This is a genomic window from Marinococcus halotolerans DSM 16375 (assembly GCF_000420725.1).
GTDB classification, from domain to species: Bacteria; Bacillota; Bacilli; order Bacillales; family Marinococcaceae; genus Marinococcus; species Marinococcus halotolerans.
Genome location: NZ_ATVM01000033.1, coordinates 1 through 20,957 on the forward strand (window position 1 = coordinate 1; position 20,957 = coordinate 20,957).

Annotated in this window: 21 protein-coding genes and 1 pseudogene; 16 read left to right on the forward strand and 6 right to left on the reverse strand. The window is 44.7% G+C overall.

All coding sequences use genetic code 11. The features are described from left to right. Window positions 1-381 (reverse strand): annotated as a pseudogene (locus tag G548_RS18500) (hypothetical protein); the annotation flags it as partial. Window positions 382-385: 4 nt separating this feature from the next. Here G548_RS18500 and G548_RS0115765 point away from each other — a divergent pair. Further along, window positions 386-1,072: a Na-translocating system protein MpsC family protein gene (locus tag G548_RS0115765; RefSeq protein WP_022795114.1), complete on the forward strand. Its 687-nt coding sequence runs from the start codon at window positions 386-388 to the stop codon at window positions 1,070-1,072. A 71-nt stretch (window positions 1,073-1,143) separates the two neighbouring features. On the opposite strand, the gene G548_RS0115770 is transcribed toward G548_RS0115765, so the two are convergent. Then, window positions 1,144-1,335 (reverse strand): hypothetical protein, encoded by a 192-nt coding sequence (locus G548_RS0115770; RefSeq protein ID WP_022795115.1) that lies wholly within the window; start codon window positions 1,333-1,335, stop codon window positions 1,144-1,146. A gap of 518 nt (window positions 1,336-1,853) precedes the next feature. Here G548_RS0115770 and G548_RS0115775 point away from each other — a divergent pair. From G548_RS0115775 to G548_RS19665, 4 genes are all read left to right on the forward strand, one after another. After that, window positions 1,854-2,600, forward strand: a complete 747-nt coding sequence (locus tag G548_RS0115775) for a Na-translocating system protein MpsC family protein (protein ID WP_022795116.1) — start codon at window positions 1,854-1,856, stop codon at window positions 2,598-2,600. Between the two features lie 307 nt (window positions 2,601-2,907). Further along, window positions 2,908-3,594 (forward strand): Na-translocating system protein MpsC family protein, encoded by a 687-nt coding sequence (locus G548_RS0115780; protein ID WP_022795117.1) that lies wholly within the window; start codon window positions 2,908-2,910, stop codon window positions 3,592-3,594. A 211-nt stretch (window positions 3,595-3,805) separates the two neighbouring features. Continuing rightward, entirely contained in the window at window positions 3,806-4,498 is a 693-nt protein-coding gene (locus tag G548_RS0115785; RefSeq protein WP_022795118.1) for a Na-translocating system protein MpsC family protein, read from the forward strand. Window positions 4,499-4,573: 75 nt separating this feature from the next. Then, a complete protein-coding gene (locus G548_RS19665; protein WP_281163419.1) occupies window positions 4,574-4,699 on the forward strand; it encodes a hypothetical protein in 126 nt (41 codons plus the stop codon). Window positions 4,700-4,922: 223 nt separating this feature from the next. Here G548_RS19665 and G548_RS0115795 read toward each other — a convergent pair whose 3' ends face one another. Further along, on the reverse strand, window positions 4,923-5,240 hold the full coding sequence (locus G548_RS0115795; protein WP_022795120.1) for a hypothetical protein: 318 nt from the start codon (window positions 5,238-5,240) through the stop codon (window positions 4,923-4,925). A 146-nt stretch (window positions 5,241-5,386) separates the two neighbouring features. Continuing rightward, window positions 5,387-5,833, reverse strand: a complete 447-nt coding sequence (locus G548_RS0115800) for a hypothetical protein (protein ID WP_022795121.1) — start codon at window positions 5,831-5,833, stop codon at window positions 5,387-5,389. A gap of 256 nt (window positions 5,834-6,089) precedes the next feature. Here G548_RS0115800 and xylE point away from each other — a divergent pair, with 256 nt between their 5' ends. Continuing rightward, window positions 6,090-7,469, forward strand: coding sequence for a D-xylose transporter XylE (gene xylE / locus G548_RS0115805; protein WP_022795122.1), 1,380 nt, complete (start codon window positions 6,090-6,092; stop codon window positions 7,467-7,469). 51 nt (window positions 7,470-7,520) lie between these two features. Here the strand turns inward: xylE and G548_RS0115810 are convergent, their stop codons facing one another. Next, a complete protein-coding gene (locus G548_RS0115810) occupies window positions 7,521-9,143 on the reverse strand; it encodes a glycoside hydrolase family 43 protein (protein ID WP_022795123.1) in 1,623 nt (540 codons plus the stop codon). Window positions 9,144-9,392: 249 nt separating this feature from the next. On the opposite strand from G548_RS0115810, the gene G548_RS0115815 reads away from it, so the two are divergent. The 10 genes from G548_RS0115815 to G548_RS0115860 all read left to right on the forward strand — a co-directional run bounded on the left by G548_RS0115815 (window position 9,393) and on the right by G548_RS0115860 (window position 20,619). Then, complete coding sequence (locus tag G548_RS0115815) at window positions 9,393-10,565, forward strand: ROK family protein (RefSeq protein ID WP_022795124.1); 1,173 nt, start codon at window positions 9,393-9,395, stop codon at window positions 10,563-10,565. 24 nt (window positions 10,566-10,589) lie between these two features. Beyond that, the gene (locus G548_RS0115820; RefSeq protein WP_022795125.1) at window positions 10,590-11,183 is read left to right on the forward strand and encodes a YesL family protein; all 594 of its coding nucleotides are present in this window, start codon (window positions 10,590-10,592) and stop codon (window positions 11,181-11,183) included. 65 nt (window positions 11,184-11,248) lie between these two features. Next, entirely contained in the window at window positions 11,249-12,562 is a 1,314-nt protein-coding gene (locus G548_RS0115825; RefSeq protein ID WP_022795126.1) for an extracellular solute-binding protein, read from the forward strand. A 95-nt stretch (window positions 12,563-12,657) separates the two neighbouring features. Next, window positions 12,658-13,536: a carbohydrate ABC transporter permease gene (locus G548_RS0115830; RefSeq protein ID WP_022795127.1), complete on the forward strand. Its 879-nt coding sequence runs from the start codon at window positions 12,658-12,660 to the stop codon at window positions 13,534-13,536. Window positions 13,537-13,555: 19 nt separating this feature from the next. Beyond that, complete coding sequence (locus G548_RS0115835) at window positions 13,556-14,377, forward strand: carbohydrate ABC transporter permease (RefSeq protein ID WP_022795128.1); 822 nt, start codon at window positions 13,556-13,558, stop codon at window positions 14,375-14,377. A 42-nt stretch (window positions 14,378-14,419) separates the two neighbouring features. Continuing rightward, the gene (gene xylA / locus G548_RS0115840) at window positions 14,420-15,754 is read left to right on the forward strand and encodes a xylose isomerase (RefSeq protein WP_022795129.1); all 1,335 of its coding nucleotides are present in this window, start codon (window positions 14,420-14,422) and stop codon (window positions 15,752-15,754) included. A 16-nt stretch (window positions 15,755-15,770) separates the two neighbouring features. After that, window positions 15,771-17,249 carry a xylulokinase gene (gene xylB / locus G548_RS0115845; protein WP_022795130.1) on the forward strand — a complete coding sequence of 493 codons (1,479 nt, stop codon included), beginning with the start codon at window positions 15,771-15,773 and terminating at the stop codon, window positions 17,247-17,249. A gap of 175 nt (window positions 17,250-17,424) precedes the next feature. Then, window positions 17,425-18,162 (forward strand): ThuA domain-containing protein, encoded by a 738-nt coding sequence (locus tag G548_RS0115850; protein WP_022795131.1) that lies wholly within the window; start codon window positions 17,425-17,427, stop codon window positions 18,160-18,162. Next, window positions 18,162-19,217 (forward strand): Gfo/Idh/MocA family protein, encoded by a 1,056-nt coding sequence (locus G548_RS0115855; protein ID WP_022795132.1) that lies wholly within the window; start codon window positions 18,162-18,164, stop codon window positions 19,215-19,217. Before G548_RS0115850 ends, G548_RS0115855 begins: the two co-directional genes overlap by 1 nt. Before the next feature lie 136 nt (window positions 19,218-19,353). Beyond that, entirely contained in the window at window positions 19,354-20,619 is a 1,266-nt protein-coding gene (locus tag G548_RS0115860; RefSeq protein WP_022795133.1) for an L-lactate MFS transporter, read from the forward strand. A 66-nt stretch (window positions 20,620-20,685) separates the two neighbouring features. On the opposite strand, the gene G548_RS0115865 is transcribed toward G548_RS0115860, so the two are convergent. Continuing rightward, window positions 20,686-20,957, reverse strand: a 272-nt coding sequence (locus tag G548_RS0115865; protein WP_022793847.1) for an integrase core domain-containing protein, incomplete at its 5' end; no start/stop codon positions are given.

Genomic DNA, 20,957 nt, shown 5'->3' on the forward strand with positions numbered 1-20,957 from the left:
GTCATTCACCCGGGACGTGCGAAAAAACCGGGTCACCGACGAATGGTGAGCGTGATGATTCGCAGCTTCCTGAAGGGCCTTCACACTCCCGTTGCGATGCTCCCGGGTCCAACCCTCCAGCAGCTTTTGCATATGCCGGGCAGCTGGGGCGGACATAAAGAACCGGAGGTTCCATTGATCAAAGGCGTTGGCGATGCAGGAGGAATATGATACGGTAGACATGAGGCAGAATCCTTTCTCGATGGTGTTTTGGTCGATGTCATCGTACCGTATCAACGGGGATTCTGTCTCTTTTTTATCGATAATGGAAATAATTGTTAATAAATCCGCAACATAAAAGATAATATATTGCAAATAATTACTTAACATTGATGGAGGCAACGTGATGGAAACCCCGGATATAGAAAGAGAAATAGCGAGCTACACCGGTAAGCTGCTCAGAGAGCGGTTCGGCAAAGGACCTGAAACGGTGTTCACCGTAATGAAAAAGCCGTTTATTATAATACATCTTCAGAACTTTTTAACACCTATGGAAAACATCATTATGGAAGAGGAAAACGAAGAAGAGATCCAGGACCTGAGAGAAAATGTTATGAATCGAACGCTCCCATCTATTGTTGAGCATATTCAGGAAAAAGCGCAGCAAAGGTTAGGAAGTTTTTATTACGATTTCAACATAGATCACCAAACGGGCATTTTTGTAGGAGTTAATAAAGACATCGATGACAAAGAAAGATCTTCCTCCTCTTTTGTCGGGCAGAAAAAATTAGAAGAAAAAATAAGCGAATTCAGTACAGAATCGGCTGGAACGCCAAAAATAGTTTCCTCGCAAATGCTCACTAAAAAAATGATTTTAGTCGTAAGGGAAGGAGTCCTGACGGAAGTAGATAAGGAACTTATACGGCTTGGCTATGATAAAGAACTGAAGCGGGCGAAACGACAGGTTGAAAAAAGAACACTTTGGGAGCATCGATCCTTTCAGTCTGTTGCTGGGCAGAAAGTAAAAGATTATTTTGTGGACTGGGACTTCGAAAATAATAGGAGTATCATTGTTTTTATCTTAGGAAAATGACAGGGAGAACGATTATGTTTGAAGCGGGAAACATTCCACAGAACAGAAAAGTCGTTCTGTGGAATGTACAATTAGTCACGGTCTTTTTTTGAAAAGTCATCAGGATTTTTTTCGCTGGGTTGATTTTCTCCCCATTTTTTATCATCGTCTTTTTGTGTTTTTCCTTCTTCCTGAGGTTCAGGGTCTATCCCGCGTTTTTCGCGTTTTTGCTTTTCTTCGAGTGATTCCTGCCCATTTTTTTGCTGTTTATTAGGCTCAGTCATTGCTTTACACTCCTCCTTTTTGCTGTAAACGCATTAAAATAAAAAAAGCCAAAAAATCCGCTCTGTGGATTTTTTGGCTTTTGGACAGCTGATTGTCTATCCAACGGGACCAATACTATTGGCAAAGGTTTTAATGCGTTGTTTTGATACGTACATGCACCATAATCCTATTTTGAGCTTTATGCAAGACATTACAGGGAAAATAAGACAAAAGTATTAATATCTAAATGGAAGTAAAAGAATAGGGGTTTAAACATTTGTAATCCAGAGAATAAATAAGTAAGAAGTATATTACTGTGTACTTAAGCTTTTGAGTTGTTTGAAATTATAAAAGATGCTGCATTAACTAAATAAAATAGAAAGAGCGGCAATAGCTACTGGAATATAGCCGGTAGCAGGCCAGAAAGAGCCCCGATGGGATCTTTCTGGCTTTTTTAATGTCATGAGCCAGGCGAATTTCCTTTGGCAGTAAAAGTGGTCCACTGCAGTTCATATAAACAAAGAAAGGAGAAATTATTGTGTATTTAGATAATGAAAGCAGGAGGTCCATAGCTGGAAAGATCGGAGATATTTTTAAAGATAACTTCGGCAGTGGGCCCTCTGCTCTTCAAGTGACCATTAACGGTGGCTATTTCTTTATCAATATACAAAATTTTTTAAGCCCGGTAGAAAAGGAATTAATCGGTGCAGACAAAATGGAAAAAGTAATAAAATACCGAAATATTATTATGGAGGAGCGGGTGCGAAATGAAATAAAAGATATCGTGGAAACACACGCTGATATTCAGCTAAAAGAAATCTACTATGACTGGGATTTATTAAATGCATCAGGGATGCTGCTTGGCATTATGGAGCAGAAAGGACAAAAAGAAGGAAAACTGGAAATAGTAAAAGATAAGGAGGTATACAATAATTTAAGCCAGGTGAACTACTGGGTAACAGAGGAAAATAGGAATGTACAAATATACTGGTTAGCCTCTCACATTATTTTAGTAAAAAGAGAAAACCTTTTATCTGGTTTGGAGCAGGAATTAATTCAGGCTGGGAAGGATGATGATCTTTCTATTGTTAAGCGGCATTGCGAAAGGAAATTAATCAAAGAGGATGCTGTATCGGCCAAATTGAATAAACAAATAAAAGGAATTTACTTTGCCCGCAATATAAAAAGCAACTATGGATATATGCTTGTGGTGCTTGGAGAAGAAAAAAGCCAAAAATTTCTCCAGGCAGTGCCTGAAAAGTCAGAAGTATACTGGCGCTTTTAGTTCTAGAGGCGATGCTAATGTTTTTGATTGCAAAATTATGTATCATGGACTAGTATTAAATATGCATCTTTAATATCTGTATCGATGCTCCGTTAGATGATGGGCCAAAATTTTTAGATATACGCTGAAGATAAGCTTAGTCTGCGGAAGGAATTTAACATAAACATTAAAATTCAAACAACAAAATAAATACGGTTTAGCAAAGTTAGGGGACAAAAAGCGCCACCTGATAAAGCTGCAAAGGGAGTTTATCCTTTTGCAGCTTTTTTTGTGAAAAAGAATATAAAAAAGATAAAGGAGTATATCGATGGAGGTAAACAAAATACAATATTCTATTGCTGGATACGTGGGCAGAAAACTGAGGGATTATTTGGGGAAGGGCCCAACATCAACCTACGTGTCGATAGCGCCGCCATACGTGATTATTCAGCTTGAAGGGATGCTGGCCCCGGTAGAAGAAATGCTGACAATAGATAAAAAAGAAGTAAAGGTAGAGAGGCTGCGTTACCTTTTCATGAAAAAAATTGAACTGGAGTTTTGCAGACAGGTAAACGACATGGCTGACTGCCGCGTGGAGAACGTATATTTTGACTGGAACCTGGGTAATCGCACTGGGCTGATAATGGCCGTTATCGAAACAGACTATACACAAACCCCCACTTGGCCGAAACCAATGGTAAACTTAGAGCTCGAACAGTGTCTCTCGGAAATGGGAAAAGAAGTTGAAAACATAGAAACAGTCACTGAAACGGCTCACTGGTTGAATGAGCGGACATTGATAGTGGAGAGAACTTTTCAGCTTTCAGCTTTGGAGCGTGAACTGTTTGACCGGGACTACAGCGAAGAGTTGAAAAAAGTAAGAAAAGCCTTGGGAGAGCAGGGTGTAAAGAAATGCAATATAGAGGAAGCAGCAGGAAGAAAAGTAGAAGACGTTTTTATGATTACTACGTATAAAAAAATGAAAAATTATCTTATTCTTTTATTTTCAGTTTAAACAGGGAAAGTATCAGCGGCACAAATAAGAATAAGTACAGGCAGAACGCTTTTAATAAGACCAGCCGAATTTTTCCGGCTGGTCTTATTAGTGGAAAGTAAGATAATAACAGTGGGTAGGAGAGAAAGAATATGTTATGTTTAGTAGCAGAGTAAATATAACAACACATAGAGAACTTATTGTTAATACTTAGTTAAAGGACACTGATAAAATGAGACCAACAGAAAATGAAAAAGATATCGCGAGCTTTGCCGGCAGACTGCTGCGGGAAAGGTTTGGCAAAGGACCGGAAGCAGCCCACGTTGTAATGCAGGGGCCGTTCATTACAATTTACCTCCGGCATTTTCTAAGCCCAATGGAGCGGGTCATTCTTGAACAGGAGGGTGAACAGGCTGTTTTTCGTTTGCGTGAAAGCATGATGCACAAAATTGTTCCGGAGATTAACGGTTATGTGCAGTCGGTTACAGGCCAGGTCTATAAAAACTTTTACCACGACAGCGATTTTAATAAGGAATCCAGTATTTTTGTTGGGATTGATGAAAACGCGTATGACGGCGAAGATCCGTTTAAAGAATATGCCGGTAAAAAGAAGCTGGAAGAGCGGGTGCGGCAGGTCACTGCAGAGGCGGAAAAAGAACCGGATAAAGTCTTTTCAGGAATGTTAAACAATAAGACTGTCCTTGTGATCCGGGAGGGGCTTTTGATCAACATCGAAAAAGAATTAGTGGAGCAGGGTTATGAAGAGCAGCTGAAGGTGACTAAACGCAAGCTGGAAAAACGACTGTTAATAGAGGGGAAGTCATTTACCTCCATCGCCGGGATGAACATTGCTGATGTATTTGTCGACTGGGACTTTGAACGGGACCGCAGCGTCATTGTCTTCATTATGAGCGGATCCGGTTAATGGCAAATAACATTCTCATCCACAGCTTCAGCCGACGTAGGCTTGAAAGCAGTGGACACAGTAAGAGTAGTTCTTTTGAGTGAATGCCTGCAGGGCAGCTTCTTCCACCAGGCTATCCCAATCGGACGGTTTGCTGTTGGTCATGCAGCGGTCGTTAACAAATACAGATTTATGGATCTTCTGTCCATCGTGATCAATTAAAAACTTCATAAATTAAAGAGTTCTCCTTTCATAAAGACAAATAAAAAAGCCAAAAAGATAAACAGGAGGCAGGTACCTCGTGTATCTTTTTGGCTTATGGGAAATAGCGCCATTGTCTATCCATTTCCACCATCTATTTAGTTGCTCTTAAGTAATTGCTTTGTATGTATACCGTAAATGATATGGCTCTTAATTGCAACCATAACAAAAACAGGTAGTATTGCTAATCGGTGGCTGGGGTATCGACCAGTCCGGTAAACCTAAGCCGGTAAGACGTTTCGCCTTCATCAATGTAGCCCCAGGCAATACGATCTTTTTTCCAAAAAATCTTAAACTGGTTGCGGTCGACAATTTCAAAGCTGTCGCATTCCGAGATGATTCCAAGTGCCTCGAGCTCCCGGCAGATCCTCTTTGTTTCCGATAAATACCACATATTCTCCCAGCGCGGGTGTTCAAAGCGGCTTGTGATGTCTGCGATAACCTCGATAGAACCATTCTGGAGAACACGGTACCGGCCAAAGGAAGCTGCTTGATATTCCATGAAATTCTCCCCATTCGTTTTTCTTTCATTATGCATGAAAAACTAGGTAATTTCTACTTAAAAAACTCCCGGCCGAAGCCGGAAGTAAAAAGTACTCTGGAGAATGCAATTTTCCTATTTTATTTTTGCGCAGGGCAATAACTGTTTTATTTCCATTTCATGACGACTTTTAATTTGTTCTGTTCAAAGTAGTAGGAGTCTATTTTTCCATAAGGAACCTTTTTCATAGGCTCAAATACTTCCAGGTGAAAGCCTGCCTGCTGCTCCTGTGCAGAGAAGTAAGGCGGGCGGTCGAAGATTTCTTTAAACACGTCGTCCGCTTCTAAAGGGGAGATGGATTTTAATGTGAAGTAAAGGGTCCGCTCGGAAGCGTGGGAAGGTTCAAGCAGCATGCTGAAGCGGCTCTGGCTGCTGTCATTTTTAACACCTTCAATACGCAGAACCTGGTCCTGAATATGAACCGCGGAAATATCCACATTGTCCATTTTTTTAACCTGAAGCACCTTCAAAAACATTTTTTCCGTTACCGGAATGGTTACTCCGTTTTCTTTCGCGTCTGTCACACGTTTTTTAATAGATGAAAAAAGACTCACTATTGATTTCCTCCTCATGTATCGGCTGTTTATACTTATTCCCGGATAAGTCTTTAAAGGAACGTCTTTTTTAGTTCACAAAAGATTTTTATTCATGCTAAGAAACCAATGAAAAATGAAGCTTGGTTGAAGAAACGAAAACGGCTCAGCAGGATTTTTTGCCAATAAAGTTTATTGATTAAACAAACAAAGGATGTTACCCTAATTTGTGATCGCTTACATAAAGGAGGGAAGAGTAGTAGAGCTACTCGGGCATATGAATTCTAAACGAACGATCTATGTAGTATTAGTGACAATGGTAGCTACACTTGGCGGCTTATTGTTTGGCTATGACACAGCTGTAATTTCCGGGGCAGAGGGGTCGCTGCAGACCTATTTTGCTGACAGTCTGAACCTGAGTCCGTTTATTCACGGACTGACGGTCTCCAGTGCTCTTATTGGATGTATTATCGGGGGATTAATTTCAGGATTTTTTGCAAACCGGATAGGAAGAAAGTTTACATTAATTATAGCAGCGGTTTTGTTTCTTCTTTCCGCATTGGGTTCAGCCTACCCGGAGCTGTTATTTTTTAATGCTGGCGAACCTTCTGTCGCACTTTTAGTTGTATTTAATATTTACCGGATTATCGGCGGTATCGGAGTGGGACTGGCCTCAGCGGTCGCGCCGATGTATATTGGTGAAATGGCTCCGCCCGACATTCGCGGAAGGCTTGTTTCCCTTAACCAGTTTGCGATTATTTTTGGTCAGTTCGTCGTGTATTTTGTCAACTGGGGGATCGCCCGCGGAGAAACAGCAGAATGGGTGGATACTCTCGGCTGGAGGTACATGTTTGCCTCTGAAGCCATACCAGCTGCTTTGTTTTTATTGTTCCTGTTAACTGTGCCTGAGACACCGAGGTACCTGGTTTCCAAAAATCGGGACGATAAAGCAATGAAAATTTTATCAAGAATCTACGATCAGACAATGGCAAAGGCTACGTTTTACGAGATCAATCAATCGTTTGATAAAAGTAAAGAGAAGTTGTTTGCCTACGGAAAGCTGATTATTGTTATTGGTATTCTTCTATCAATTTTCCAGCAGTTTGTCGGAATCAACGTTGCATTGTATTATGCACCGAGAATATTTGAAAGCATGGGAGCGGCAAGAGACGCTTCTTTATTCCAGACAATTATTATGGGGGCCGTCAATTTAATATTTACAGTCATTGCGATTATGACAGTGGATAAATTTGGACGGAAGCCGCTGCTGATTATCGGGTCGATTGGGATGACCATCGGAATGTTCGGTGTTTCCGCTCTCGCTTTTACCGGCACAATTGGTATAGCGACGCTTGTATTTATTATCATCTATACGGCTTCCTTTATGATGTCGTGGGGACCAGTAGTATGGGTGCTTTTATCCGAGATATTTCCGAATAAAATCCGCGGGCAGGCTCTCGCTATTGCGGTGGCAGCCCAGTGGGCCGCAAACTATTTTATTTCTTCCACGTATCCAGCCATGATCGAGTTCAGCGGCGGATTAACGTACGGATTTTACGGTCTCATGAGTATATTGTCCGCTCTGTTCGTATGGAAATTTGTACCTGAAACGAAAGGAAAAACGCTTGAAGAGATAGAGATGGGAATAAAAAAGTAAGCCTGCAAAAAAGAAGCCCGGCTGCATAAATGTAGCCGGGCCTTCTTAATGTTATGCTTCGTTCTCTTCTTTAGGAACATAATGAAAATATTCAAAATCTGCAGGCTTGGAAGAAAAACTGTCCTGGCACTGCATACCGACAAAAGCGCCTGTGAAGAAGCCATCGCCCTGGATATGGTCGTCCGATAGTTTAGCGGAAGGAAAAGAAATATCCACCGCAGTCCAGGTGCTGCCGTCAAAGGAGTAGGAAAACCAGTACTTATCCATGCGTACAGACACCTTAAGATAAATCGTTTCTATATGCTGGCCAACCTCAATATCGCTGCCTCTAAGCGGCATATCAAACTGAAAATGGTCATTAGTTAGAAGGGTTAAAATCCTTCCTTTACTCTCGTCGTGTGTAATGTGAAAATAAATCCAGTTTTGCGTATTGTAATAGCAGACCATACCTGCGGACTGCTGGAAATGATCCGGGTCAAATTGGAAGGCAGTTTCTGCATCAAAATAAAAGTGCTGCCATCTTCTTGCTACAAACGCCTGGGTAAATTTAGATGTCAGGGAGTCTTTGCCGTACAATCGCAAATAGCCTGGGCGGTCTTTAAGCGATAAAGTATTTTCTCCTAAAGGAACCCGCAGTGACTGGAAGCTCTTATCCAGATCGCCGGTGTCAAAATGGCTGTAAACAGGGGACGGTGAATGCTGAGGCTCCTCCGAAAGGCCAGGACCCTCCACGTACAGCGAAGGCTCGTTGCCGCCGGCTATGTAAGGCCATTCCTCTTCCCAATAAACCTTTTGAATAGCGGTTTCTCTCCCGAGCGGGCAGAAGCCCCGCGGATCCAATAAAGGTTTTTGTGCTTCTTTTAACGGTCTCCCGGTCAGATGCACAAAATACCATTCGCCGTTCTGTGTTTCTACAAGAGAGCCGTGCCCTGCTTTCTGCAGAGGGTTTCTCGGGTAGGGCCAGGACGTAATAAATGGATTTTCCGGGTGGACCTCGTAAGGGCCGAATAATGATTTGGAACGTGCAATTGTAGATGCATGGTCAAAGGTAGTGCCGCCTTCTGCGGTAAGCAGGTAATACCATCCATTGATTTTATATATATGTGGTCCCTCGGTCAGCTTGATATCTGTACCGGTGAAAATAATCTGGCGCTCACCAATCAGTGTTTCTGCTTCAGCGTCGTATTCCTGCAGAGCGATACCGTAAAAGCGGTGATTGCCCAGACGATAGTCCCAGACCATGTTCAGCAGATATTTTCTGCCGTCGTCGTCATGATAAAGGGAAGGATCAAATCCAGAGCTGTTCAAATACACTGGGTCGCTCCATTCACCGTCAATTGTATCGCAGGTGACGAGGTAATTATGACCGTCCTTCCAGATACCGTCGATTTGTTTAATATCTGAATAAATAAGCCAGAACTGGTTATCATGCCAGGAGAGTGCGGGTGCCCAGACGCCGCCCGAGTCCGGATTGCCTTCCATATTAAGCTGGGAGGTTCGTTCGAGAGGATGTTTTACGACTTCCCAGTTTTTTAAATCCTTTGAGTGATGAATCTGCACCCCTGGGAACCACTCAAACGTGGAAGTGGCAATATAATAATTTTCTCCAGCCCTGCAAATACTCGGGTCAGGGTTAAAACCAGTTAAAATTGGATTGATAATTTGATCATTCATGATAGCAGCCTCCTTGAATTGGTAACGCTTTCAAAAAAAGATTGTATAAGCAATAAACTAAATATAACTTAATTCCTAATTCTGCTCAACTGGTAATTTGTTTTTAAGTAAAAATTTGGTTGAAAACATAAATTGTTGTCTATAGATGTCTTCAACTTTGTTTAATCGAAAAACTATATAATGACTGGAAGAGAATATATGCTATTATGTACGTAAACCGATCAAAATTGAGAAGTAGGAGAAGATAATATGCGCACGGGAGACCAAACTCTGGTAAAGCAAATAAATAAATCAATCGTGCTGACGACCGTTCAGCAGAAAAGTCCAATTTCGAGGGCGCAGATTTCAAAAGATACCGGGCTGAATAAAGCGACAGTTTCGAGTCTGGTGTCCGATCTGCTGGAGGGCAGACTCGTGGAGGAAATGGGAGCCGGGCTTTCCAATGGAGGAAGAAAGCCGACCATGCTTTTTTTTAACAATAAAGCCGGCTATGCTATTGGGATTGATCTTGGAGTAAATTATGTTCTTGGTATACTGACAGACCTGCAGGGAGCGATCGTTGCTAAAATTAACGAGCCGCTGTTGTCCATTGATGAAGGAGCTGTATTTAATAAGGTGGAGGAAGTTATTGAAGACCTTATGGATCAGACGCCGAAAAGTGCCTATGGCATAGTGGGAATCGGTGTTGGTGTCCCGGGGCTGATCGATAACGAAGGCACCATTTTATTTGCGCCGAACCTGGGGTGGAAAAATGTGCATCTAAAACAGCATCTGGAAAGAAAATATGAGCTGCCGGTATTCATCGAAAACGAAGCAAAGGCTGGTTCGCACGGCGAAAAAAGGTACGGGGCCGGACAGGGCGTTTCGAACTTTATCTACGTGAGTATTGGCATTGGTGTCGGTGCAGGTATTTTTATTAATGACCAATTATATAAGGGCGGAAGCGGCATCTCCGGGGAGGTCGGACATTTCACTATTGAACCAAACGGCAGAAAATGCCGGTGCGGCAATAAAGGCTGCTGGGAGCTGTACAGCTCGGAAGGCGCTATGGTGGAGAAAACAGCACATCTTTTTTCAGGTGAGGAAAAAGTGACAATTGACTGTCTCATTGCAAAAGCAAAGGAGAGAAACCTGGAAGTGCTAAGCGCTTTCGACCAGGTGGGGGAGTATATTGGCATAGGATTGACTAATCTTATTAACATATTCAATCCGGAAAAAATCATTATAGGCAACCGCTTTGCAGAATTGGAGCAGTGGCTTCGCAATCCTATTGAAAGAGTGTTTCAGCAGCGCCTGCATGAAGAATTTCGGGATTCGTTCGTGCTCTCCTTCTCTGAAAACAGTATATATTCCTGTGCTCTGGGCTCGGCTGCTTTTTCGATTGAAACATTTTTTTCGACCAGCAGAGTTACGGTTGTATAAGTATAGAAAGGGGGCTGTTCGAAAGTGAACAGTAAAATTTATCAGGCGTTGACGTGGGTGATGAATTTCGCATACGTTCAGGTGCTCTGGGTGTTTTTTACGCTGATGGGGGCTGTGGTTGCAGGCGTATTTCCAGCTACAAATGCTTTGTTCGCAGTAGTGCGCAAATGGGTGAGTGGAGAAAAGGACCTGCCGGTGTTTGCTTATTTCTGGAAAGTATATAAACAGGAATTTATTCAGTCGAATAAGCTTGGGGCCGTAGTCCTTTTTTTATTCGTGCTTGTTGTTCTCGATATTCAGTTTATTGCAGCAAGTGAGACGCTGAACTGGCTGCATATACCGTTGTTTGTATATATCCTGTTTGTTTTTATTTTTCTGTTGTTTCTTTTTCCGTCCTTTGCTCATTTTGACGATAAACTAAGAAATGTTTTCAAAAATGCGTTTTTTATTATGCTGACCCATCCTGTTCATTTAATCTTTTTGGCGTTAAGTTTGTTTCTTCTGGGAGTTATTTTCTACATGGTGCCTGCACTCGGCTTTATATTCGGCATAAGCGCCACGGCGTTAATCGCCACAGTTGTCAATAAAAATATTTTCAAAAAAATTATAAAAACTTAGTTTGTTTACTGGACAAATTATGTAGAGGGTGTTACCTTAATATATAAGAAAAGGGGGAGGAAAAAATGAAAAAGATGAAAGCGTTTACGTTTTTGGCGGCAGGCTGTGCAACGGCAATGGTAATGACAGGCTGTAACTCGGAATCTTCGGGGTCTGGTGACGGGGGCGGAGACGGGGAACAAAAAACGATTGAATTTATGCACTTATGGCCGGAAGGAAGTTCCAAGGACCATTACGATATTGTAAACGACATCATAGCTGATTATGAAGAGCAGAATCCGGATACTAAAGTGGAACTCGAGGTGCTGAGTAATGAACAGTATAAGGAAAAGCTTCAGGTAACTTCTACATCGGGTGAACTGCCGGATGTGGGGATGACCTGGCCGGGGGGATTCCTTGAACCTTACGTTGACGGTGAAATGTTTGCGCCACTTGATGATGTGCTTGATGAAGACGGCCTGCGTGATTCATACGTAGCAGGCACTACGGAAGCATATGAAATGGGTGGAAGTACTTACGGACTGCCACTCGAGCTGAACGTAGCCCAGGTTTTCTATAACAGTGCGATATTTGATGAATATAATTTAGAAGAGCCGGAAACATACGAAGAGCTTGAAGAAATTGTAAGTACGCTTCAGGAAAACGACGTGGCCCCTATTGCATTAGGAAACCAGGATAGATGGACCGGTTCACTATGGTACATGTATATGGCAGACCGGCTTGGTGAAGACAATTTATTAAACCAGGCAATCAACGGAGAAGCATCCTTTACGGAAGAGCCACTGGTGAATGCGGCGGAAAAAACGCAGAACCTGGCTGCAAGCGGAGCTTTCACGCAAGGATTTAACGGTCTTTCCGATCAGGAAGCAAAAAGTATGTTTATGAGTGAACAGGCAGCAATGTATTTGATTGCTACATGGGATCTTCCAAACTATACAACGGACGAAAGCGTCTCACAGGATTTCCGGGATGCCGTTGACTACTTTGACTTCCCGACAGTGGAGGGTAAAGGCAACCAGAACAGTTATGTAGGCGGACCTGGCGTTGGGCTGTTTGTTTCTGAAGAGTCTGATGTAAAAGAAGAGTCGAAAGACTTTGTTAAGTACTTCTCTGAAGAGTGGGGCGAAAAATCCGTCAGCGATGCGGGCGTTATCCCGGCTACGAAAGTAAACACGGATAACGTGGAGCTTCCGGATATGTACCTCGAAGTTCTCGATGATTTAAACAACGCTGACAACCTGACATTGTTTGCGGATGTACAGATGAGCCCGGATGTCGCCGAAACTCACCTGACAGCAATTCAGTCATTATTTGGTGAAGAAATTACGCCGGAAGAATTTGCTGAAATGCATGACGAGGCAATAGAAGAAGACGAGTAAAGAAAAAATGAATAAAGGGCATTCCTGAGGGTGTGCCCTTTATATCATTCATGAATGCATTTTAAACGCAAATGCAGAGCTTGGGGGCAAGTGAAATGAATAAAGTTATGTCGAACAAACTCATGATTACGCTTTACATATTCCCAGCTTTATTTCTCATTGCCGTACTTATTATAGTTCCGCTCATATTGACCGGCTATTACGGTCTCATGGACTGGAATGGTATCGGTTCAATGACCTTCATTGGTATGGAAAACTATATCAATGCCATTCAGGACGGGGCTTTCTGGGACAGCGCATGGCACTCTTTGCTGCTGGCTTTATTTTCAACGTTAAGCCTGGTAATTTACTTAGCGGTATCCATGATTTTGGCTTCCAAAATCAAAGGTGCGGATTTACTGAGAAAAATTTATTTGATACCGATGCTTTTGTCATCTGTGGCAATTGCGCAGCTGTGGATTAAAGTATATAACCCTGCAAACGGAATCCTGAATACAATTCTCCGCGGCATCGGTATTGAAAATCCACCGTCGTGGCTGGCTAATCCGGATGTCGTACTGTATGCCATATTCATACCGATCCTCTGGCAGTATGCAGGCTTTTATATTCTTATATACTATGCGGCACTGAAGAACATTCCGGAATCTTTAATTGAATCGGCAAAAATCGATGGAGCGAATCCATTGCAGATTGCCTACAAAATAAAACTCCCGTTAATCATGGGCGTAGTAAAAGTAACCATCGTTCTGGCCATCGTCGGGTCACTGAAATATTTCGACCTGATCTATGTAATGACCGGCGGTGGACCTAGTGGTTCGAGTGAAGTAATGGCATCGTATATGTATGATCTTGCTTTTAGTACGAATAACTTCGGTTACGGCAGTGCCATCGGCTTTTTACTGCTGATTATCACACTCGTCGTTACGGTCATCATCAGAAGGTTAACTGCATCCAAGGAAGATATTCAGTACTAGTTGAAATGAGGTGAACGTTATGGGGCGAATTGGATATATTTTATTGTACGCATGTTTGGCGCTGGTAGCGGCGTTCCAGATCTTTCCGCTGCTGTGGCTGGTATTGTTTTCTCTTAAGGATAACGCCCAGATTTTTTCAGGCTCCCCATTTGCGCTTCCGAATGATCCGCAGTGGGGAAATTACCTGAACGTCTGGCAGGGCGGTATAGGGCTGTATTTTTTCAACAGCGTCTGGATTACGGGTCTCGCGATTGTATTAACAGTACTTTTTGCCAGTATGGCGACATTTGCTATTACACGCATGAACTGGAAGCTGAATAAATTTGTGCTGGGACTGTTTATGGTCGGGTTGATGATTCCTATTCACTCTGCGCTGATTCCTTTGTTCAGCATGTTTCTCAGCGTGAACTTAATCGATAATCCGTTGTCAATTGTGCTCACATATACTACCTACAATTTACCGATTACGATTATGATCCTGCTCGGCTTCTACTATACTTTGCCGAGAGAAATTGAAGAAGCGGCAGTGATGGACGGCTCTTCGATCAACCGGTTGTTTTTCACGATCATTCTGCCGATGACAACGCCGGTAATGGCAACAACAGTTATCATTAATATGATCTACAACTGGAATGAATTTGTATTTGTGAATACATTTATCAGCTCAGATGAATACAAAACGCTCACCGTCGGAATCCAGAACTTTATCGGCCAGTATATGACGGATTGGGGCTCTATCGGAGCGACACTTGTTATCAGTATCATTCCGGTTCTTCTGGCTTTTCTGTTTTTCAGCAACAAAGTGGTGGAGGGTATTTCTTCAAGTGCTGTTAAAGGGTGATCCCGCAGTAATGATTTTAACTAATAATTAGGAGGATGAATAATGACTGTATTTAACAACGTACCAACAATCAACTTTGAGGGAGCCGCTTCGGCTAACGACTTTTCTTTTAAGCACTATGATAAGGACGCGACTGTCATGGGGAAATCGATGGATGAATGGCTGCGATTTTCAGTAGCCTACTGGCATACACATACTTTCGGCGGGGAGGACCCGTTTGGCGGGCCGACAATGGAGCGTTCCTACCAGAACTACAGCGGGATGGATCTCGCGAAAGCACGAGTCGAGGCTAACTTTGAGCTTTTGAATAAGCTGGGGATCACCCGGTTTGCGTTTCATGACATTGATATTGCTCCGGAAGGTAACTCTTTAAAAGAAACATATCAAAATATTGATACCATCACTGCGATGCTGAAGGATAATATGAAAGAGCATGGCATCGGTCTTCTGTGGAATACGGCAAATATGTTTGTAGACCGCCGGTTTATGCACGGGGCGGCTACAACAAACAACGCGGACGTATATGCCTATGCTGCGGCTAAAGTAAAGAAGCAGCTTGAAGTAGCTAAAGAGCTGGGCGCGCAGAACTACGTGTTCTGGGGCGGCCGGGAAGGTTACGAGACTCTGCTTAACACCGATATGAGACGCGAAATGGATAACCTGGCACGCTTCTATCATATGGCAGTGGATTATGCGAAGGAGATAGGCTTTGAAGGACAAATGCTGATTGAACCAAAACCACGGGAACCAATGAAGCACCAGTACGACTTTGATGTTGCTACAGCTTACGCATTCCTGCAAAAGTATGATCTCGACAGCCATTTTAAAATGAATATTGAATCAAACCACGCCACGCTCGCCGGCCATACATTTGAACATGAGCTCCGCTACGCGAGAGAAATGGGCATTCTTGGCTCGGTGGACGCCAACCAGGGCGACCTGCTGCTCGGATGGGACACCGACGAGTTCCCGACTGATATTTATGATGCCACCCTTGCGATGTACGAAATTCTGAAAAACGACGGTCTCGGTACCGGCGGCTTAAACTTTGATGCCAAGGTGCGGCGCCCTTCCCATAAGCCGGAAGACCTGTTTCATGCGCATATTGCGGGAATGGACACCTTTGCCTACGGGTTAAAGGCAGCCTCCCAGCTGATCGAAGACCGTGTATTTGAAAACATCGTGGAAGAGCGCTACAGCAGCTTTGATAAAGGTGTGGGAAGTGACATTCTCGCCGGAAAAACAAGCTTTAAAGAGCTCGAAGCCTATGCTCTTGAACTCCAGGAGCCGATCGAACATCAGTCGGGTAAACAGGAGCTTATTAAGGCAAAACTGAACCAGTATATTTTAAACGCAAACAATAAAGTAAAAGTTTAAGCAAAGAGGTGCTGGCATGACTTACGTAATCGGAGTCGATTTAGGAACGAGCGCAGTGAAATCGCTTCTTGTGAATAGAAGTGGCGAGGTGACAGCGTCGGTATCAAAATCGCTGTCTGTTCAACAGCCGGCTGCAGGGCATTCTGAACAGAATCCTGAGGAATGGGTGGAGCAGACAGAAGCATCGATTCAGGCACTGCTCCAGGAAACAGGGGTAAAGGCAGAGGAAGTGGAAAGCCTCAGCTTCTCCGGCCAGATGCACGGCCTGGTCCTCCTGGATGAAACCGGCCGGCCGCTGCGCCCGGCTATACTCTGGAACGACACAAGAACGTCGGAGCAGTGCGAGACGATCCGTCGCACGATCGGAGAGAACGAGCTGATTGAGGCGACGCAGAACACCGTTCTCGAAGGTTTTACTCTTCCGAAAATGCTCTGGGTACAGGAGCACGAACCGGAAATTTGGAGCAGGGCAGCATCTTTTCTGCTGCCAAAAGACTACGTCCGGTACCGGCTGACAGGCAGTATGCAGATGGAACTCTCTGATGCAGCCGGGACGCTTCTGCTGGATGTGAAAGGGAAATCATGGAGCCGTACGATGCGGGAAGGCTTTAATCTCTCCGCCTCGTTCTGCCCTCCGCTGATAGAATCGCATGAAAGTGCGGGGACCCTGACGAAGGAAGCGGCAGATAAGACGGGGCTCCATGAAGGAGTGAATGTTATAGCCGGCGGGGCCGATAACGCCTGTGGTGCTTTAGGAAGCGGAATTACAGAACCCGGGGAAGGCCTTTTAAGTATAGGAACTTCCGGAGTGCTCCTCGTGCCGGATCACGGCGAAGCGGTTCCGGATGGACGTCTGCATTATTTTAATCATGCATCTAAGGATCAATATTATTATATGGGCGTCACGCTTTCTGCCGGAAACAGTCTGCAGTGGGTAAAGGACAATCTGTTTTTTGACGAAACGATTGAAGAGCTGGTCGAACGGGCATCCCAGGTGCCGGCAGGAGCAGAACAATTACTGTTCACCCCGTTTCTGACCGGTGAAAGAACGCCGTATATGGACGCAGGCATCAGGGGGAGCTTTACCGGGCTCGATATCCGGCATACAAGAGGCCATATCGTCCGGGCCGTCATGGAAGGGATCACGTATTCTCTAAAGGAGTCTCACGAAATCCTCCTCCAGCAGGGCTTTCAGATAGATTCCCTTGTGTCTATTGGAGGAGGGGCAAAAAGCTCGTTCTGGCTTCAGATGCAGGCGGATGCTTTCGGATGCCCTGTGCGTAAGCTAGCTCATGAACAGGGGCCAGGGCTCGGGGCGGCAATGCTTGCGGCCTACGGTACAGGATGGTTTGCTACGCTTGAGGACTGCAAAAAAACGTTTGTCAAAGAAAGTGAAACATTTTATCCTGATCCGGACCAGTCGCTCATATATGAACAATCATTCCAGGCGTATAAGAAAATTTATGCCCAGACTTTGCCGTTAAAGAGACCCTGATAAACAGGCAAAAGCCCGAAAAGGCTTTTGCCTGTTTTAATAAAAAACAATTGTCGATTGCGATCCGAAACGTTTTGGATTACTATGAAATGGAAGCGGTTTAATAATGGTGAATCAGATTACTGATTTTTGGTAACGTATTCAGCGGTCATATAACGACTAAAGGAGGAACGGCATGAAAATTACCATCTGGAACGAAAATAGACATGAAAACAAGAACCCGGAAGTCGCAAAGGTGTATCCAAAGGGGATTCACGGAGCATTGGCTGATTTTCTGGCAGAAGAAGCAGACGTTGTACGCACCGCAACGCTCGATGAGCCGGAGCATGGACTTACAGAGGAAGTTTTAAATGACACCGATGTGCTGCTCTGGTGGGGCCATATTGCCCACGACGAGGTAGAGGATGCCATTGTCCAGCGTATCCAGAATCGTGTGCTGGACGGAATGGGGCTGATTGTTCTTCACTCCGGTCATCTGTCAAAAATATTCCGAAGGCTGATGGGTACAGGCTGTGATCTGAAGTGGCGGGAAGCAGACGAGCGTGAGCGGCTCTGGGTCGTAGAACCGGGTCATCCCATTACAGAAGGAATCGGGGAGTATATTGAGATGCCAAAAGAGGAAATGTACGGCGAACATTTTGATATTCCCGCACCGGATGAACTTGTGTTTATCAGTTGGTTTGAGGGCGGAGAAGTATTTCGCAGCGGCGCCACATTTACCCGGGGAAGGGGAAAGATTTTTTATTTCCGTCCGGGGCACGAAACGTACCCAACATACTATAATAAAGATGTTCAAACAGTGATTAAAAATGCTGTTAGATGGTCGGCCCCGAAAAATACCCCGGTGCCCGTTTATGGCAATGCCAGCCCTCTGGAAGCCATTTCGGACAAAGATGCGGAGGGAAAGGACTAATGGGGAAACTGCAGATAGGCATTATCGGTACAGGCGGCATTGCCCGGGGCAGACACCTGCCCGCTTTTCAACAGATTGAAAATGTGAACGTGGCTGCTGTTTTTGATACAGACCTTAGTAAAGCAGGGGTGGCGGCTGAAGCATTTGACATCCCGGCTGTGTACGCAACGGTAGAAGAATTGCTGGAGCATGTTGAAGCAGTAGTCATCTGTACACCGAACAAATTTCACGCAGAGCTTGCCGTACAGGCCCTGGAAGCGGGAGTGCACGTTCTTTGTGAAAAACCGATGGCGATGACTACGGCCGAATGCCGGAATATGATTGATGCCTCCAGGCGTTCGGGGGCTGTGTTAACGATTGGGTATCATTATCGCTACATGAAGGAATCCCGTACAGCCAGACAAATGGTACAGGAGGGCGAAATTGGCGATCCGCTGGTTGTGCGTCTTCAGGCGATGCGCAGACGAAAAGTGCCTGGCTGGGGTGTGTTTACAAATAAAGACCTTCAGGGCGGAGGCAGTCTGATTGATTACGGCTGTCATCTGCTGGATCTGGCTCTCTGGCTTCTGGATGACCCACAGCCGGTGGAAGTAAACGGAAGAACTTACGATCGTTTGAGTAAAACCCCGGGCCAGATTAACGAGTGGGGAACTATCGATGCCGAAAGCTTTTCCGTGGAGGACCACGTGACCGGCTATATTACGTTTGAAAATGGCATGACGCTGCTGTTGGAGTCCTCGTGGGCGGCCAATATTAAAGAAGATAAAGAAGAACTGAGCATTTCCGGGGTCGACGGAGGTCTCCAGGTTTTTCCGCTTGAACTTTACCAGTCAAAATTCGGAGCCATGATGAGTGCGGAGCCTCACTTAACAAGCTATGAGCGTGAAGACGTGCTGCAGGCGAAAAACTTCACAGAAGCATGTCTGGGGCAGGCAGAGGTGGTGGTGAAACCCGAACAGGCTCTGCGTGTTACCCGGATTATTGAAGCTGTTTATGAAAGCAGCAGAACTGGAAGAAGCGTTCGTTTGGACAATGTGTACGCCGACGAAATGTAAGCATCCGCCCGGGTGCTTTTTTATTTAAAACAGTTCTCAATAAAGAATTTTTCCAGTTTTTAAGGAATCGCCGTTTGAATGTACACACAGAGGGAAAGGGAGGATTGTATTACTACAGAAGGGGGACTTACTAATTATGGAAGCAGATCGAAATCGTTGGTTGATGGCATTGTCAGCCGTAGCGATTCATTTGTCGATCGGTTCGGTGTATGCGTATAGTGTGTACCAGAATCCGTTGAATGAGTCACTTGGCTGGAACATTTCCGACGTAACACTCGCATTTACAATTGCAATTTTTTTCTTGGGGATGTCGGCCGCTTCACTCGGGTTTTTTGTGGAAAAATATGGGCCGAAAATCTCAGCTGCCATTGCAGCCGTGCTGTTCGGGGCCGGAACGATGGGGGCCGGGCTTGCGGTTCAGCTTGAAAGTCTGCCATTATTTATTGGTTCTTATGGCGTGCTCGGCGGCATTGGTCTTGGTATCGGGTACATATCCCCGGTTTCTACGCTCGTTATGTGGTTTCCAGACCGCAGAGGAATGGCTACTGGCATGGCGGTTATGGGATTTGGCGCCGGGGCGCTGATTACAAGCCCAGTAGCTGAATGGCTCATGAACGCTGTATCGATTCCGGGAGCGTTTTACATTCTGGGCGCTTCGTACTTCGTTCTTATGCTTGCGGGGGCAAGCTATATGAAGAAGCCGCCGAAGGACTGGATGCCTAAGGGGTACAAGAAGGAAGATCTTCAAACGAACCAGAAAGGCGGGGACCTGGCGCAGCTTTCAGCGAAAGAGGCGCTCCGGACGATGCGTTTTTACCTGCTTTGGCTCGTGATGTTTATTAACATTTCTTCAGGAATCATGCTGCTTGCGGTAGCATCGAACATGACTCAGTCGATTACCGGCACCAGCGCAGCAGTAGCAGCTACTATCGTTGGTGTAATGGGCTTTTTCAATGGAGGTGGACGGATTGTCTGGGCGTCGCTTTCGGATTATCTTGGAAGAACAAACACTTTTACGCTATTCTTTCTCATCCAAATCGTTGCCTTTTTCCTCCTTCCGTTAACGACTAACGTAGTGCTGCTCGCGATTCTCTTGTTTATTATTATTACCTGCTACGGTGGAGGCTTTGCCTGCCTGCCGGCTTATATCGGTGACCTGTTCGGCACGAGACAGCTCGGCGCCATTCACGGCTTTCTTTTAACTGCCTGGGCTCTCGCCGGGGTAGCCGGTCCGACAGCTGTATCAAGCATCGTTTCGGCTACAGGAAGCTATGCGTTGTCCTTCACTTTATTTAATATTCTTCTCGTAGTCGCTTTGACAGCTATGATTGTCATGCGGTTCAATATTAAAAAAGTCAGAAAGAATAAAGAAAAAGAAAGCACAGAAGCAGCGAAAGCATAAAGAAACACCCCTTTTTCCTTGATTGCACTGACCTAGAAATATGAGACAAGATAAAGCACCTAGCCGTTAGCCTTCTGCCGTCCGGTATTCCACCGGCGTGTGGAAGGCTAATTTCGTCAAGGGTCGCTGATAGTTGTAATAATACATGTACGTCTGCACGTTTTCTAGTATAATTGGAAATGTTAGGGGCACCCCTTTCGGGGTGCGGAATCCTTCCGACTTTAGCGAGGAATGGAAGGATTCAATGACGGCATTATCAAAGCAGTTGCCTCGGCGCGACATGCTTGTGATAATGCCTTTTTTGTGGGCAGCCTCCTGAAAGGCATACGACGTGTACT